19 protein-coding genes are annotated in these 14,834 nt (G+C 66.9%); all 19 read right to left on the minus strand.

Annotation, left to right across the window (positions count from 1 at the left end; translation table 11 throughout):
• Window positions 1-4: 4 nt before the first annotated feature.
• A complete protein-coding gene (locus tag LRS04_RS00365) occupies window positions 5-256 on the minus strand; it encodes a hypothetical protein (protein WP_257814602.1) in 252 nt (83 codons plus the stop codon).
• Window positions 257-580: 324 nt separating this feature from the next.
• Complete coding sequence (locus LRS04_RS00370; RefSeq protein WP_257814674.1) at window positions 581-1,657, minus strand: hypothetical protein; 1,077 nt, start codon at window positions 1,655-1,657, stop codon at window positions 581-583.
• On the minus strand, window positions 1,654-2,064 hold the full coding sequence (locus LRS04_RS00375) for a hypothetical protein (RefSeq protein ID WP_257814676.1): 411 nt from the start codon (window positions 2,062-2,064) through the stop codon (window positions 1,654-1,656). The genes LRS04_RS00370 and LRS04_RS00375 overlap by 4 nt, the downstream gene beginning before the upstream one ends.
• Before the next feature lie 48 nt (window positions 2,065-2,112).
• On the minus strand, window positions 2,113-3,000 hold the full coding sequence (locus tag LRS04_RS00380) for a class I SAM-dependent methyltransferase (RefSeq protein WP_257814677.1): 888 nt from the start codon (window positions 2,998-3,000) through the stop codon (window positions 2,113-2,115).
• A 38-nt stretch (window positions 3,001-3,038) separates the two neighbouring features.
• A complete protein-coding gene (locus tag LRS04_RS00385; RefSeq protein ID WP_257814678.1) occupies window positions 3,039-4,643 on the minus strand; it encodes a hypothetical protein in 1,605 nt (534 codons plus the stop codon).
• A gap of 4 nt (window positions 4,644-4,647) precedes the next feature.
• On the minus strand, window positions 4,648-4,890 hold the full coding sequence (locus tag LRS04_RS00390; protein WP_257814608.1) for a hypothetical protein: 243 nt from the start codon (window positions 4,888-4,890) through the stop codon (window positions 4,648-4,650).
• Window positions 4,891-4,901: 11 nt separating this feature from the next.
• On the minus strand, window positions 4,902-5,612 hold the full coding sequence (locus tag LRS04_RS00395; RefSeq protein WP_257814609.1) for a hypothetical protein: 711 nt from the start codon (window positions 5,610-5,612) through the stop codon (window positions 4,902-4,904).
• Window positions 5,612-5,776: a hypothetical protein gene (locus LRS04_RS00400; RefSeq protein WP_257814610.1), complete on the minus strand. Its 165-nt coding sequence runs from the start codon at window positions 5,774-5,776 to the stop codon at window positions 5,612-5,614. Before LRS04_RS00400 ends, LRS04_RS00395 begins: the two co-directional genes overlap by 1 nt.
• Window positions 5,777-5,843: 67 nt before the next feature.
• Window positions 5,844-6,551 carry a hypothetical protein gene (locus LRS04_RS00405; protein WP_257814679.1) on the minus strand — a complete coding sequence of 236 codons (708 nt, stop codon included), beginning with the start codon at window positions 6,549-6,551 and terminating at the stop codon, window positions 5,844-5,846.
• A complete protein-coding gene (locus tag LRS04_RS00410; RefSeq protein ID WP_257814680.1) occupies window positions 6,551-6,754 on the minus strand; it encodes a hypothetical protein in 204 nt (67 codons plus the stop codon). The genes LRS04_RS00405 and LRS04_RS00410 overlap by 1 nt, the downstream gene beginning before the upstream one ends.
• Before the next feature lie 325 nt (window positions 6,755-7,079).
• Entirely contained in the window at window positions 7,080-7,988 is a 909-nt protein-coding gene (locus LRS04_RS00415; protein WP_257814681.1) for a Mu-like prophage major head subunit gpT family protein, read from the minus strand.
• Between the two features lie 3 nt (window positions 7,989-7,991).
• The gene (locus tag LRS04_RS00420) at window positions 7,992-8,570 is read right to left on the minus strand and encodes a hypothetical protein (protein WP_257814615.1); all 579 of its coding nucleotides are present in this window, start codon (window positions 8,568-8,570) and stop codon (window positions 7,992-7,994) included.
• A gap of 35 nt (window positions 8,571-8,605) precedes the next feature.
• Complete coding sequence (locus tag LRS04_RS00425) at window positions 8,606-9,082, minus strand: hypothetical protein (RefSeq protein WP_257814616.1); 477 nt, start codon at window positions 9,080-9,082, stop codon at window positions 8,606-8,608.
• On the minus strand, window positions 9,079-9,888 hold the full coding sequence (locus LRS04_RS00430) for a hypothetical protein (RefSeq protein WP_257814617.1): 810 nt from the start codon (window positions 9,886-9,888) through the stop codon (window positions 9,079-9,081). Before LRS04_RS00430 ends, LRS04_RS00425 begins: the two co-directional genes overlap by 4 nt.
• Complete coding sequence (locus LRS04_RS00435; RefSeq protein WP_257814682.1) at window positions 9,885-10,208, minus strand: co-chaperone GroES; 324 nt, start codon at window positions 10,206-10,208, stop codon at window positions 9,885-9,887. Before LRS04_RS00435 ends, LRS04_RS00430 begins: the two co-directional genes overlap by 4 nt.
• A gap of 111 nt (window positions 10,209-10,319) precedes the next feature.
• The gene (locus tag LRS04_RS00440; RefSeq protein ID WP_257814683.1) at window positions 10,320-12,422 is read right to left on the minus strand and encodes a hypothetical protein; all 2,103 of its coding nucleotides are present in this window, start codon (window positions 12,420-12,422) and stop codon (window positions 10,320-10,322) included.
• 3 nt (window positions 12,423-12,425) lie between these two features.
• Window positions 12,426-13,703: a PBSX family phage terminase large subunit gene (locus tag LRS04_RS00445; RefSeq protein WP_257818900.1), complete on the minus strand. Its 1,278-nt coding sequence runs from the start codon at window positions 13,701-13,703 to the stop codon at window positions 12,426-12,428.
• Window position 13,704: 1 nt separating this feature from the next.
• A complete protein-coding gene (locus LRS04_RS00450) occupies window positions 13,705-14,067 on the minus strand; it encodes a DNA-packaging protein (protein ID WP_257814622.1) in 363 nt (120 codons plus the stop codon).
• Window positions 14,068-14,110: 43 nt separating this feature from the next.
• On the minus strand, window positions 14,111-14,311 hold the full coding sequence (locus LRS04_RS00455) for a hypothetical protein (protein ID WP_257814623.1): 201 nt from the start codon (window positions 14,309-14,311) through the stop codon (window positions 14,111-14,113).
• Between the last annotated feature and the right edge of the window lie 523 nt (window positions 14,312-14,834).

Here is a 14,834-nt window from a genome sequence, read left to right on the forward strand (position 1 = left end):
ACCTTTAGGTGAAGGCTTCCCAGAACAGGTCCGTCCCGGTCCCGTCGCGGTTGGCGAGCGGGCCGCTCGGAAGCGGCTGGCGGGCGGGGAACGCGACGGCCCAGACGGAACGGAACTCGTTGGTGGCGAGGCCGGCGGAAACCAGCGGGGTGCGCGCCTGAAGCGCCCGCTCCGCGCCCTTGGCCCGCCACTGGGCGAGGAGAAGCGGCGCGGGCAGGCCCCCATCAAGGAACAGGCGCGCGGAACGGATGCTCATGCCGCGTTCGCCACCAGCCGCTTGAACACCCGGCCGATGGGGTCGGACACTCGGAACTGAACGACCGCCATCTGGTGCGCCGGGACTGAGCCAAGCGCGTTAAACCGGGGGAAGGTCTTGTATTCGCCCGTCGCCCCCATCGGGCGCTCTTTCCAGGCGCCGAACAGCTTGCCGGTGTCGCGCGAGATGCGGAGCTGAATCTTCGGGTCGGAGCCGTCCCCGTCGCGCGGCGCATCGCCGAGGTCGCAGATCATCGTCAGGCTGGCGATCGGCTGCGGAACCTCCGCCGCCTCGATCAGTGCGCAGCCCTGCGTGATGACCGGATCAGAGACGTCCGTCCGCCGATCTTCGTCCAGCCGATAGACCGTGGCGGCCAGCGCATCGCACGCCAGAACCACGTCGCCGATGTTGCAGCCGAGGTTGGCCCGCCAGTAGTCGTAACCGTAGCTCTCGAAGGTGGTCCAGCGCTCCCCCTTCCCCGTCGAGGTCATAGACCCAGGTCGAGGACTGCGAGAGGCGCAGGACGTAGAACCGGTGGCCCGGGATGGTGAAGGTCCAGGCGACCAGATCCATGCTGTCCGCCTCGGCGATCAGCTTGGCGAGGCCCGGGGCCGAGACGATGCCCGGAACCCCGCCATCCCACCGCCGCACGTTGCAGCGGCTGTCCACGAACATCAGCGTCCCGACGCAGTTGACCGCCGTCGCCCGCGCCCGGCATCCGAAATCGTCGTCAAGCCCGCCATAGGGCGCGAACGGGTTGTTGCCGTCGCCGCTCAGCGCGAACACCTGGAAGGTGCTGGAGCCCAGCATGGCGAGCTGATCGCCCCGGGTCCGCACCGCCACCAGCGGGTCAGGCGCATATTCCGCCGACTGGAAGTCGAGGGGTTCCCACGAAACCGCCGCCGGGGCGAGGTAATAGAACTTGTCCGTGCCCGACGCGGAGGCGACGAAGTTCCCGGCGATGAAATCCACCGACGAGGCCCCAGCCTCCGGAAAGCTGGTGTCCTGCGTGACGAGGCCGTTCAGAACCTTGTAGAGCGCGCCGCCCGAGGCGATGTAGGCCACGCTGTTGAGGTCGGCGTCCTGCCCGAACGCGATATCCACCAGGTCATCGCCCGCCACCGCTCCGGTGAGCGCGGTCAGGACCCCGGCGGCCGTCAGGGTGTAAACGGCGGCCCCCGAGACCACGATGGCGCTGTTGTCGAACAGTCCGTCCCGAAAGCCGATGCCGCGAAGCTGGCCGGAGCCCACCGTCTTGAAGCTGGCGAGACCGGGCCGGGCGCGGAGTTGCAGCCGCGAGCCCGAAGGCGTCAGCACGCTCTCGGCGTAGAGGTTCTTGCACACCAGCGTCGGATTGCCGGTGCGCTCGTAGGCTCCGAATCCCAAGGCGATCTCACTCATGGCCACCCCGCATCAAGGTCTATCGCGTCGAGGTCGGCCCGGGTCTCGGCGCTCCGCACCAGATCCTTCATCCGCCACCAGTTGGCCTGTGCGACCGCCGCCCACGCCCGCAGCGCCCGAAGGATCAGCGACGCCTCGGAAAACGACACCACGAACGAGCGGTTGGAGGTCGCCCGGAAGCCTATCGGGATCGGCTCATCTCCCAGGCCGATCGCCTCCGCCTCGACGCACATGCCGAGCATCGCCAGCCAGTTCGTCCGATCCAGCTCGTTGCGGCATTGAAGGGTTTCCCCCTCGCCGAGGGCTGGGGCCGGGAAGCCACCGGCCAGGAAACGCTCGTAGCGAGAGTCGATCTGAGCGAGCCGCCGCTTCCGCCAAGGCGAGTTCGGGGTCAGGTCGTCCACCATCAAACACCGCTCCCAGATGCGCGCAGGCGGCGCGCTGAGCGCGTTCGCCTAGGTGCGCCTCAGGACGGCGCGAAAGTGATCAATTGACGCCGGATCGCCCGGTGGGTTGCTCCTCGCTCCGGCCGCGTTCATTGCCTGCACATAAAGTTCCGGAAGCAGCCGATAGAGCGCAGTGCGCGCCCTCCATGAAAGCGATTGCGGACCGGCTGGCCCCTTGTGCGCCTTTTGCTCGAAGCTTACGATTTCGAAACCGTGCGCTCGCGCTGCTGCGGCGAGCGACTGACGGTTCCATGCGATGTGATGCTCAAAAAGATTCAGATAAGGCCAGTCCCCGGGGCGTCGTCGCATTGCGTCGGCGTCGCCGGTTTCAATGACGAGCCATCCGCTAGGCTTGAGCATGGATCGGCAGTTACCCAGTGCGGCGGACGGGTCGTACAGGTGCTCGAAGATATCGAATGCGGTTATGACGTCGTAAGGCCTTCCGCTCCACATGAGTTCAGAGCTGTCGAGGAAGCCCTCGATGAATTCGCCGCCACCGGCGGTGTCGAGCCGGTTGAACCGAACAATATCAAGGGCTGATCGCCGCCCGCCCGCGGGCAGCGCCGCCAGCCACTCTCCGCCCGCCGCGCCGACATCGAGGATGTCAGCCCCGACAAGATCAAGCGCCTCAAGGCAGGCGATCTCGTCGGCGTAGTCATAGTTGCCGCCCCACAGCGACCCCTCGGCATCGGACGTCGCGTCGGTGAGTTCTTGCGGTGCTGGAACGACGGCCTTGAAGACAAGCCCACACGTTACACACCTATGTAAAGCAACGCCGCCCCTCGGCATCGGACGGCGACTGCCCCCAAAGCTATAGTATTTTGCCCTTAGCTTGCCGATCTTAGCGGACGCTGGTTCCTGGCAGGCTGGGCAGGCCCGCAATTCGATCCACTGCATTCCGGAACCGTATTACTGTTTAGGCGCCGGGACAACGGCTACGCCCAGCCCTGCGCGACCAGAGCATCGTACGTGACCTGCGCGTAGCCGGTGTTGCCCTTGGTGTTCGGATGGTAATCGGCGGCGGAAGTCAGGCAAGACAGCGGCCACAACCCATCCGCCACGTACTGCGTATCGTCCACCCCGCCGTCGCTCAGCGACTGCATGTAGGCCAGGACCGGCACGGTGTTGTTCGGGTAGGCCGCCACGATGGCGTTCCACTTGGCGTCGCGGGCGATGCGGCCCGCCGAGCCCGTGGTTTCGCCCACCCCGATACCCGGCTCGATGATCAGGAAGCGGCTGTGGTTCAGCCGGCCGATGATCTCCGCGTAGGTCGCGAGGATCGTGGAAATATCCATGCCCGACATGTCGTCGGTCATGATCAGGGTGTCGCGCCAGAAGGCCGGGGTCAGCGCCCAGCGCGCGGCCTGTTCAACGAGGGTCGAGCCCCCGACGCCATCCATGCTGAGCGGGACGGTGAGAAGCGAATCCAGCGCCGAGCGCCAGCCGGAGGAGGCGAAGCTGTCGCCCAGCCCGTGGATGGCTCGCGTGCGCACGGGAAACAGGGTGGCCCGCTCGCTCAGATCCGGGATGCGCCGGGGCGCGTAGGCCAGCCGGGCAACCGTCCCGAACCACTGGTCGCCGCCGATCTTGTTGCCGATCACCAGCCGGGTTGGAGAGGGCACCGTGGCGCTGGTCGCGCCGGTCTCCGCCGCCCCGTTGAAGGACGCGGCCATGTCGTTGGCTCTCCAGGCCAGTGCGATCCCCTGGTCTTCGTCGGACTGGATGCCGACGAGACTCGGGTTCATCTGGGTAACGCCGCCATCCACGACGATTGCCGAGAGGTTCGCGCCCGCCGAAGAGCGATAGATCGCCAGCCGCTCGTTGTTGCTGGTGTCATCGATCTGGACCAGCATCTGATCCGAGGTGCGGAAGCCCTGCGCGGTGCGAGCCCACGCGACCAGCGTGCCTTCGGTGTCGCTCCAGCCGGTGAAGGGCTTGGAGGAGCCATTCGGGCCGATGACCAGGCTGTCCGCCGCGGTCCGGCTGGTCGCCATGAACGTCGAGGGATAGTCGCGCTCGCACTGGAAGCGCGTTACGTCGCCCGAGACCGTGAACGTGACCGCCGTCGTGCCGCCAAGCGTGAAGGTGACGGGGTTGCCTTCCGTCACGGTGCCGGTTGGGCCGCCCGACAGCTCAACCGAACCCGCGCCCTCAAGCCAGCAGACGTAGGTGGCTGCGGCGAGGCTTTGGGTCTGCGTGGCCGGTGCGGTCGGGCTCGTAAGGAACTGCGCGCGGTTGGCTTCCAGCACGAGGCCAAGGCCCTTCGCCGCCGCCGTCCGGTGCTGGCGGAGCGTGCCGCTGGAGGCCACCGCCCACGCCCCGGTGCTGTCGCGGTAGCCCGCCGCCGAGGCGCGACCGAACGTGGCTCCGATGGCCGTCAGCCAGCCGCTCAGCGTCGGATAGAGCGTGCCGTTGTAGTAGTACCGCCCGGCGACAAAATCCGCGTCCCACAGGAAAGCGTCGCCCTGGTCGTCGCGCAGAACCCAGGCATCGGGCGCTTGTCCCTGCCCCGTCAGCCCCAGCGAGAGCCCGATTTCCATCGACCTAGTACAGCGCCACGATGTCTGTGGCGTCGGTGCCCGTATCGAGCACCTTAGTCACCTGAATTGGAAGAACAGCGCCAGACGGTACGTTGGCAAACGTGGCGTTGCCGCCCTCTGCCATGGTGACGGTCAAAGGGCCTCCCGTGCCGACATACAGGGCGCGAGTTGCCGGGATGATTGTCGCATCACTCTGCGTAACCGCCACAGCCCTGCTGGCGCTGTACGTGCCGGTGCTCTTGCCCATGACGGCTCCTGCTAGTGATAGGGTGAGAGGAAGACCGACGCCTCTTCCTCGTCCCAGGACGAGAGTTGCGCGTAGAGGTCGCCGGCGCGGGCCTTGATCTCCGCGTACCCGGTCGGGTCGGTCAGGTGCATTCGGAACGGAAGGGCCAGCCTGGCGGCCAGGCCGTATTGCAGGACTTCCAGCCATTCCTGCGGGAGGTCGAAGTCGTTCTCCAGCGCGTCGAGGTCTTCGATCACCCGGAGATAGGTCACCCGGAGCGTGGTGGAGGCTGCGATGGTCGCGTCCGGCACGGGCCAGACGTAGAGCGTGCGCGTGGCCCGCTGAGGGTCGAAATAGGCGCCCAGCGGCGAGCCGGTGGAGAGCTTGTTCGGAAGCTCCTCGTACTCGTCGCGGCTGTAGATCTCCAGCGGCAGGTCGTTCTGCGACGTCCCCGAGCCGATCCGGCGGCGGGCGGACAGAACCTTGCGCATCAGGGTCACGGGAGACGACGTGTAGGAGGCGGTCGAAGCCACCAGCGTCACGGCGGCTTCGGTCTTCAGCCAGAGCTTCGGCGCCGGGTCCGCACCCCAGGTTTTAACCATGAGGTTCAGTTGCTCGAGCGCCTTGTCCATCTCCTCGGCGTCGGGGTCCTCACCCAGTGCACGCGCGCCGATCAGGATCAACGCCGCCGTGGCGATCTGGCGAACCGTGCGGGTGAAATCGACCGAACCTGACGTGGCCATCAGAGGTCGCTCTGGGTCACGTCGCCGGGCGACAGGAAGGTGTCGGTCGGTTCAGGGCTCGCCCACGGAACCCGCTGGTTGTCGGGGATGCCGCGCACGAAGTCCTGCGGGTGGCGCTGGTCAGCGAACCGGCGCAGCACATAGGCCCCGTCCCACTGCTTCACGCAGTCCGAGGCCCACGCCTTAAAACCGCTCCGCTGGCAGATTACTCTCCAGTCGCCGATGCGCTGTTCATCCGACATGCGCGAGGCCCTTCATGGCAAGAATTGCGCCGATCATGCCGCCCCCCATGACCTCCACCTCGTAGTCGGCGAAGCTGAGCTGGTTCACCGCGTCCTGCGCCTCGCAGGCCCACGTCGTGGTGGTGCGGAACTCCTGGTCGCCGACCTCGACGGTCACGTCCTGCCCGCTGTGGGGCTGGCTGACGGCGTGGTCGCGGCCATCCATGTAGCAACCGTCCCAGCCGAAGGTGCGGAAGCGCCTCCAGCCCATCATCCGGAAGAGGCTCATCGCCGTCAGCGTGATGCTGCACGCCGTGGGCACGCCGGCCGGGTGGCTGTCGCCGATGTGCCAGAGGCGGGCGTCCCGGCCCTCCAGCGCGGCGAAGACGTCGCTGTGGCACTTGCTGGCGACGAAGTAGGTGGTGGACGCCGGAGCGCCCTTCAGGAAGCTCGCCACGAGCGGTTGCGGATCGCAGCCCGCCCAGTAGGTCGGCGTCCCAAGCTTCAGCGCTCCGTTGAGCGCGAGAGTGGTCTGGTGCTGACAGCGGTTGATCGCCTCGACGGCGCTGGGGCCGTTGGCGATGATCGTCAGGACGCCGGGCTTGTCGGCCTCGGGTTTCGCTTCGGGAAGGCCGCGCGCCGTGTTCTCCACGACGCGCTTCGCCAACACATCGTCCGGATAGGGAACCCGAACGTCGAAGTCGATGATGCCGAGCATCAGGCGCCGGCGACCACGCGCCAGCGGGTGGCGTCCTGCGCGATGTAGATGTTGCCCTTGTTCTGGGCGATGGTCTGCGTGCCGACCGCGTTGGTCGAGGCCGCGTTGATCCGGCCGCCGGTCTGCGGATAGACCTTCACGGCGGTCGCCGCGTCGTTATGGATCGACACCACCTTGCCGGTCGCCGCGGTAGGCAGCTTCACGGCGCGGGTCGTGGCCGAGACGGTCGTCACGATGTTGTGGAAGGCGGTGAGCGCCGTGGCGTTCGCCTGGCTGTTGGAGCCCGCGGCGACGACCGTCGCAACGGACTTGACCTGAAGGCCGGCCAGGGGCGCCGGTCACGTCGCCGACGATGTTGCCGATGAAGCCGAGGGTCGATTGCACGTACCCGCGGAATTTCGTGGTGGCCATGTGGGGTGTCCCCTAGAGGGTGCGCCCGTCCGTCTCTCTAGGCGTCGCCTTAGGCGTCTGACGGGCTGGAAAAGGAGGTGGGGCGAGCCCGAAGGCCCGCCCCTAGTCGATGCCGGATCAGGCGCCGGCCGAGCCGTAGATGCCGCGAGGGTCGGTCCAGCCGAAGCTGTACCGCTCGTAGCCCTTGTACTTCAGGTTCGACGTGTCGAAGTCGTTATCCTGCGCGAACTCCGGAGAGATCCGCTCGAAGTGCTTCAGGCCGTTCGGGGCATTCGTCTTCACGAACCACGCGTCGGTGTCCGTGAGGTAGTGGTTCACCTTCGGGCCTTCCGGGAACATGCCCATCGTCCGCAGAGCGTTGACGGCGTTGTTCGCGGTGTCGTTCTGAAGCTGCGACTTCAGGATGCGGGTGGCTTCGAAGATGAGCGCCGGCGGCACGACCAGCGCCCGGGGCATCAGGGAGATGCGCAGGCCGCGGTCGTTGACGGCGTTCATGATCAGAACGGAGATGTCCTCCAGCGCGGCCTCGGAGAGGTCGGCCGGGGTGGTCAGCTCGTTCTGGAACGTGCCGGCCTGGATCGGGTGATCCGTCGCCAGCAGTTCCTTCGCGTCGCCGCCGGTGTAGGACGAGTTGAAGCCGCGGTTCAGGATGTTCGCAGCCACGTTCTCCTTCGTCTGACGGAAGGAGAAAGCGAGGTCGCGGGTCGAGCCCAGGGCCTTCTTCTCGTACTGATTGTCGTCGATCGCCTTGCGGGTCACGATGAAGCCCAGGCCGTATTCGACGTGGGTGTACGTCGAGGTGTAGCCCTGGCTGGTCGTGTCGTAGGAGACGCCGCCGCCCTCGTTCTTGATCGGCGCAAGGCCGAACCCAGGCATCAGCACCTCTTCCTCGCGGCCCTTGGTGGACGACTCGGAAGCGAAGATGTCCCGCCACTCTTGCGGGTGCTCCATGTACTCCTTGCCCCAGACGGCGTTCAGCCCGGGCCAGAGAAGCTTCGCGATGGAGCCGGTGTTGATCGTGCTCATGGATCAGACCCCCGCGACTTGGTTGGCGAAGCGGTGACGGTTGAGCGCGACGAGCCACTTTGCGTGCTCGCCGACCTCATTGTCAGCGCGGTTGACGAGACCCACGATCTTGACGTCGAGGGTGTTGGTGGTGGCCTCGGTGGCGTTGTTCAGCTCCATGCCGGACAGGCCGGTCACGGTGCTGCCAGAGCCCACGACGACGTTGGCGTTGAAGCCGATGTCGTTCGCGGCGAGCGGGGTGCCGCCGGACACCTCCTGGATCTCGAACAGAAGGTCCGGATCGTCGGCGACGGCCAGCAGGCGCTGGGTCGAGGCGGCCCGGTACTTCAGCGAGTCCTGGGTGACGGGCAGGACGCCCACGACCACACCTTGGAAGATGTCGCCGGTGGCGGACTGCACCACGTCGGAGTACACGACCCCGTCGATGGTCTGGGCGGTGCCGGCGCCGGTCACGAGGTCGCCGACGAAGATGGCGGTCGCGTTGCCGGCGGCCACCGAATAGACGCGGAACGCCCCGTTGTAGGGCGCACCGTTCCGATGCCGGACGGGCTTGAGCCCGAACGGCGTATCAGCGTTTGCCATGTTGAAAATCCTCTCGGCGGCGCCCCGTCAGGGCGTCAGCCGGTTTGGTGGGAGATCGAGCTGCGGTCGCGCGGCTCGTATGTGTCGGTCATGCGCCCGGTCGTATCCGTCCCTGCCCGAAGGGCTTCCTCGAACGGCTTGAGGGCGTCTTCCTTCTCTTTCACGCCGAGGGCGTAGTCTTCGGCCCGGCATTCCATCAGGACGAGTTGCTGCGGTTGCCCGTCGCCACGCTTTCCTCCGTGGCGGGCGATCCGCGTGCCCATCCCGTCCGTGCGGGCCTCATCACTGCCGGCCTTCTCGGCGGCCAGGGCGTAGCCCAGTTCCTCCATCGCCATGATGCGGGAGGGGTCGTTGTCCACCCAGCGGCGGACGTAGCCCTTGCGCTGCGGCGCATCCAGTTTCTGCTTGAAGCCTCCCGTGGAGGCCCTGCGCCGGCGCTGCGACTTCGGGACGGCCCCACCTTCCGGTTGGGTGGCGGCGGTCGTTTGAGCGGGGTTTTCCTGCGTGCTCATTGTCCGAAGAAATCTTTCAGATATTGGGCCTCGGTCATGAGGCCCTGTTTCACCATGCGGTCCATGAAGGAGCGCGCATCGGCAGGGAGGTCGGCGCGGGACTTGCTGCCGCGTCGGGCCGGCGCTCCGCCGCCCTCCACCGCTGCGGCCTGCTGCCGGTTCGGGTTGGCGGGCTTGGCGAACTTCTCGGGGAAGGCGGCCTTCAGACGGCTCGTCGCCTCCTTCAGCCCAGCCTTGGGCTTGGTGTAACCCTCCTCCAGAACGTCCTTGCACAGGGCGTCGAACGCGGCGGAGAGCGCCCTGTCGGTTCCGTACCACTCGTTCTCGGCCTGCCAGGCTTTGAACTCCTCGTTCGGACCCTGTTCGGCGGGCTTGGCGCCCGCCTTGGCGTCGGCGCGGAGGTCCGCAAGCTCGTCCGCCGCATCCATGACGCCTTGGGCGTCGCCCGCCGCGGTCGCCTCCGCAATGCGCGCCTCGATGTCCCGCAGGGCGCGCTGGTATTCGCGCTCCGCCGTCTTCGAGTGGTGCTCGGCGAGCTTGGCGAGGTCCGCACGGGTGCGATCCAGCGCCTTTTCCAGCCGGGCGTTGTTGGCCTTCAGGAACGGCAGGAACTCCTCGCCGCGCTTGACGAAGGTTTCCGCATCGACCCACTTGGCCGGGTCGCCCTTGAACTGGCCCTGCGGGGTCCAGCCCATCGCAAGGGCGCGGTCCTCGACGGATGGGCCCTGATCCTGTTCGCCGCCCTGCGCTTCCGCGCCGACGACCTGCGACTCCTCGCCTTCGATGTGCTCCGGGGCTTCGCTCATTCGGACGCCCCCTCGATCACGGTGAGGAGGTCTTCATCGTTCATGATGATGTAGTCCTCGCCGTCCGCCCCCTTCTCCCGGGCGCCGGTGTACTGCGCGAACAGCACCCTCTCCCCGGGCATCGGCTTGCGGGCGTGGTCGCCCCAATCTCGGAACGCATTGCAGCCAACGGCGACAAGGGTGGCCTTGGTGGCTGCGTACTTGGAGCGGTCGCGGGTCGTGTCGGCGAGGATGATCCCGCCCTTCGACACTTCCTCCACCGGGTCCGGCTTGACCAGAATCCGCTGGTCAACGGGGACATGCCCGCTGGCGTTATCCATGCTTGCCTATGTGCTGGTGCTGAGCCCGGTTTCCTGCGGGCTATCGGGCGCTACTGCGCGCCAGATTCTGTCTCGTCCGCCTCGGGCGGGATCTCGTAGAAGTCTCTGACGTCAGCCCATTCCAGGGACGCCAGTTCCCCCATCAGGCGGGCCGAGCATTGCTCCGCCTCCGACATCGGGGTTCCCTTCGCCCATAGGCGGGCCGCCGCCTCCTGCCGGTCCTTGAAGAACTGGAGGAGGAGCGGGGTCAGCGGGTGGTTGGCCCATGCCTCGAACGTCTTGCGGTCGAACCTCCGGGGCTCCGCCATTCGCCATCATCTCCATGGCCTGACGCACGCCCTGCTGCACAGCGGCGTCGATGGCCGCCTTGAACTGCGGCGCCATCATCAGGGTTTCGAGTTCGGTCTTCTCGGTCTGGGCGTTGGTCTGGGCGATGTTCGCCGCGGCCTCCGCCGCCTTGATGCTCAGTTCGCGGTCCTTGGCGTCCGCCTTGGCCTTCTCGACGAGGAGCTTCGGATCGGGCGGCGGCGGGCCTTGCGGAGCCGGGAACAGCTCCTCGGGCTCCGGCACGCGGGCCGCTTCCAGCGCCCTCAGGGCAATGGCCCGGCTATCCGCCCCCGGCGCACCCATGAACTGCATGGTGAACTGCGCCTGCGCCATGCGCTGCATGTCCGTCGCCATGTTCGGGTCCGACACCGGCACGACGTCCATATCCCGCGCCTGGTAGTCGGCCTGCGCCACCACGCCTTCCACGTCCTGGAACGTGAAGTACGCTTCGGGTTGCAGGAACCGGCCATTCAGCCGGTAGAGGATCGCCAACTCCTTCTTCAGCGCTCGGTGCAGGCGCTTCACGATGGCGGTGAAGGTCTTCAGGCCCTGTTCGATCAGCGCCGAGACCGTGCCCACCGGCATCGTGCCGCGACCCGCGTCCCCGCCCAGAATGTCCTGCGTCGCCGTGACGTCCTTCGCCGCCTCGATCAGCATTCCGAGGAGTTGGAAGAGGACCGCGGACGGCTCCTTGACCGGCAAGGGCACGATGCTCTGCTGGAGGTTGGCCCCCGCTGACGTGACCCGCTTCCATTCGCCCGGCTTGAAGCGCAGGTTGCCGGACTTGATCGACACGCCGTCGCCGATGAACCCGCCCTGCACGTTGGCCAGGTGGCCCGCGTCCATGAGCTGGTTGATGGTCGAGTTGATGGTGGCGGACAGCGGCTCCAGCAGGGTCCCGAACCCGATGTCGTAGAAGCTGCCATCCGGCGCCGGGATGAAACCGTACTTCGTAAAGGCGCGCGTCGGCGTGATCCGGACGATCTCGCCTTCCTCGCTCATCTCGACGCCTGTTTCGTCGTAGCGCGCGACGATCCGAACGACCCGCTCGGTCTCCTTGTGCACCGTGACGATGTACGGCTCGGGATAGCCGTCCTCGTCCAGGTCCCACAGCCGATGCTGTTCCAGGAACACGTGCGGCGCGTCGTCGTCGTTCGCCGCGTCCGGAGCCCGGCCCAGATCCACCCGCAGCCACAGGCCCGAGCGCATCTTCTCCTCGGCCTCGTACGGGTACATCGGCGGCAGGACGTGCGTCGCCCGCGGGCAGGTCTCCAGGTCGCGGGTCCAGTAGTTGACCACGAAGTCGCCGGCCGAGACGAGATGCGAGCAGTTGTAGCCCTTCAGCGGGTCGAACCACGTCTTGCGGAACGCACAGCCCACAATCGGAAGCTGGATCAGAAGGCGGTCGGTGTCCTCCTCCCAGTCGTCCATCTCCTCCAAGAGTTGCCAGGACATGTGCTTGCCGATGCGGTCGGCGCGGTCCTGCTTCTCAGGCGTCGGGCGGCCCTTGATGGCGCCCTTGACGATGTTCGGGCCGTCGATCATCGCCGGGTAGGCGCGGGCGTTGAACTGGATCGCCGCCGTCGAGATCAGCGGGAACTTGATGTTCGACGCCTTCGGCCAGGGATAGCTCTTCTCCTCCTTCGTCTGGAGGGCGAGCTTCATGGCCTCTTCGTATCGTTCGTCCCAGCCTTCGCGCTTACGGCTATCGACGTCGATCCGGTACTCTTCGCAGACCTTGGCGCCGATGCGGGCGAGCGTGTTCTCATCCAGGTCGAAGGCGAGGTTCGGGCTGTTGATCGCCGCGGCGAGGTCGAAGCCGCGCGGCTGCTCCTCGGCCATCTCCTCTTCGGGCAATTCGGCTTCGGTGTCGAAGGCTTCGCTCACCGTCTAGTACCCCGTGGCGCTGTTGCGTCCTGCATCGTCGCGCCACTCCTCTTCGTCGTCGTAGGTGCCGCCCGGCTCTTGGTAGGCGATGCACATCAGCCCGAAGGCGTCCGCCGGGTCCGAGGCCCAGTCGTGCTCCGGCCCCAGCCCAGCCTTGCGCCGGTCGTCACGCCGCTCGTGGTAGGCCGCCAGCGCCTTGATGCCGATCGCCACCGTGGGCGTGTCGTTGAACCAGATGCGCGGGAACAGACGCCGCGCCGCAGCCACACGCTCGAGCGCCGCGCCCTTGCCCTGGTTGGGCGTGACGTTGACCTCAAAGCCCGCCGCTCGCAGTTGCTGCTGCGCCGAACCCGACGACGTGACCGTCACGTTCTGGCCGTCGTGGGGAAGCTCCATCAGGGCCTGGTCCCATCCGCCGGCCCGGAGCGCGCTGACGTAGTAACCCAGCTCCTGCCCGCGGCCCTCGATGTAGTCGAGCACGCGGATTTCACGCCCGACGAACTGCGCAACCCAGATGGCCGTCGCGTCGCGCCAGCCCAGATCCCAGAATGCCCGAACCCGCATCAGCGGATCGCGGGCCAGCGCCGTTATCCGGCCCTCGCTCCGCACCGCGGCAAGCTGGGCGGCGTAGTAGGCGCCATCGACCGCGGAGACGTACTCGCCACCCCACACATGGGCGGCCATCGCCGGGTCAACGCGGTAATCGTTCTCCATCTCCGCCAGCAACGGCGTATCGGCGAACCACGGATTGTCCTTCCAGGACACCTCGCGCACGATGCTGTTGGGCGGTGGCCCCGCTGGACCCCGGAACAGCATGTCAACCGGGTCGTGGTCGAACTCCGGGTTCCACGACCAGATCATCCGCGATCCGGGCTTCCGCATCGTCGGGCGGATCAGGCGGATGGAGCGGCCGGAGAAGCGGTTCGCCTCTTCGCCCCAGAACACATCGGCGCCCTCGAGCGACTTCAGCGCGTCGGGGTTTCGCCACATGCCCTTGTAGACGAACCGGCCGCCGTTCTTGGCGCGGGTCTCGTCCCTCAGGCTCTCGAAGTGATCCTCGAGCCCATAGTCGGCAATCTTGTCCTCGATGAGCTGCTTGACCGAGTCCCGCAGGCTCTCCTGGATCTCGCGGGCGCAGACGATCCGCAGCGGGCTTGCCGCGGCCTGGATCACGAGCGCCCCAGCGATGCTGTGCGACTTCGCCCCGCCCCGGCCGCCGTAGTAGGCGTAGTCCCGGTGCTGCGGGTCGAACAGCTCCCGGAACGCGCCCGGGATCTTCACCTCAGACAAACTTGACCGTCAGTTCCGACTTGATCGGCGCATCGGCGTCGTCGCCGCCAACGTGCGCGATCTTGTCTTTCCACTCCTCGGGCGCGGCGTTCTTCAGCGCGAAGATGCGCGCCGTCACCTTGGGCCCGCTGTCGCCGTCCAGAAGCCCGCGCTCCAGGATCGCCGTGCGTTTGGCCTGGCCGACTTTTACCGCTTCCGAAAAGTCGGGGTGCGCAGCCATCCACTCGTTGATGGAAGAGCGCGCCACGCCGATCTCGCCGGCATAGGCGGTGAGGCTGTAGCCCTGCCCCATGAACTCTTTCACGCCCTCGCAGTAGGAGGGGTCGTACTTCGTTGGGCGCCCGACCTGGGCCATATCCCCTCCTCTGCCGCTCGGTTTCTGTTGCGGCGTCGGTTGGTTAGATCTGCTCTTGCGGCACCTGGCTGAAGCGCAGGGCGTTGGCGAGTTCTTCGTCCTTGATCCAGCCGACCTTGATGTAGGACCCGCCGCCCATGTGCTTCCAGATGGCGCCGTCGTCTCCGACCACCACCCAGGCGCGGGACTGTTCGTGGGCCTTGAGGGCTTGCTGGATCAGGCCGTGAAGGACTTGCTCCGACACGGCCTCAGGCCCTCCCCCGCGCCCGGGCCTCGTACGCCGCCATCAAGCCATCGGCGTTGGGGACGGCCATGAACTCCAAGGAGAGCCGGTTGAGAGCGATGTCGCAGTCCAGGCACACGCCGAGCCAGCGGTTTCCGTTGGCGCAGACCTGCCACTGGTGGAGGGACGGCGAGCCACAACGAGAACAGGGCACCCGATGGATGCCGCGCGCGGTGTAGGGCTTCCGCCTCCCGGTCATCGTGACCTCGCGTGAGGGTGAGCCGCTTATGCGGTAGAGCGCATACCGCTTGGTTATGCGGGTTTGCGAATAAGGAGCCCGCTCGCAGACCTCTTGCGTACAGACAATGTTGGCGGGTGTGTCTGGGCGGGCGTTGGGTTGCCGCAGGCAAGCGGCGAAGTGGGCATGGCCTTCCCAACGTGGCGCGAGTCGAACTCAGCGCCTGGGTTGCCCGGCCGGCACGGCACGGAACGCGGACAGTGGCCAACTGCGCTTATAACGCGGGCGCGCGAGCTTTGCAACAAC

This window comes from Phenylobacterium sp. J367 (assembly GCF_024699985.1).
In the GTDB taxonomy this organism is placed as follows: Bacteria; Pseudomonadota; Alphaproteobacteria; order Caulobacterales; family Caulobacteraceae; genus Phenylobacterium.

Coding starts and splice junctions, on each gene's coding strand:
- LRS04_RS00365 (WP_257814602.1), bottom strand. CDS start 256: ATGAGCATCCGTTCCGCGCGCCTGTTCCTTGATGGGGGCCTGCCCGCG.
- LRS04_RS00370 (WP_257814674.1), bottom strand. CDS start 1,657: ATGAGTGAGATCGCCTTGGGATTCGGAGCCTACGAGCGCACCGGCAAT.
- LRS04_RS00375 (WP_257814676.1), bottom strand. CDS start 2,064: ATGGTGGACGACCTGACCCCGAACTCGCCTTGGCGGAAGCGGCGGCTC.
- LRS04_RS00380 (WP_257814677.1), bottom strand. CDS start 3,000: ATGCAGTGGATCGAATTGCGGGCCTGCCCAGCCTGCCAGGAACCAGCG.
- LRS04_RS00385 (WP_257814678.1), bottom strand. CDS start 4,643: ATGGAAATCGGGCTCTCGCTGGGGCTGACGGGGCAGGGACAAGCGCCC.
- LRS04_RS00390 (WP_257814608.1), bottom strand. CDS start 4,890: ATGGGCAAGAGCACCGGCACGTACAGCGCCAGCAGGGCTGTGGCGGTT.
- LRS04_RS00395 (WP_257814609.1), bottom strand. CDS start 5,612: ATGGCCACGTCAGGTTCGGTCGATTTCACCCGCACGGTTCGCCAGATC.
- LRS04_RS00405 (WP_257814679.1), bottom strand. CDS start 6,551: ATGCTCGGCATCATCGACTTCGACGTTCGGGTTCCCTATCCGGACGAT.
- LRS04_RS00415 (WP_257814681.1), bottom strand. CDS start 7,988: ATGAGCACGATCAACACCGGCTCCATCGCGAAGCTTCTCTGGCCCGGG.
- LRS04_RS00420 (WP_257814615.1), bottom strand. CDS start 8,570: ATGGCAAACGCTGATACGCCGTTCGGGCTCAAGCCCGTCCGGCATCGG.
- LRS04_RS00425 (WP_257814616.1), bottom strand. CDS start 9,082: ATGAGCACGCAGGAAAACCCCGCTCAAACGACCGCCGCCACCCAACCG.
- LRS04_RS00430 (WP_257814617.1), bottom strand. CDS start 9,888: ATGAGCGAAGCCCCGGAGCACATCGAAGGCGAGGAGTCGCAGGTCGTC.
- LRS04_RS00435 (WP_257814682.1), bottom strand. CDS start 10,208: ATGGATAACGCCAGCGGGCATGTCCCCGTTGACCAGCGGATTCTGGTC.
- LRS04_RS00450 (WP_257814622.1), bottom strand. CDS start 14,067: ATGGCCCAGGTCGGGCGCCCAACGAAGTACGACCCCTCCTACTGCGAG.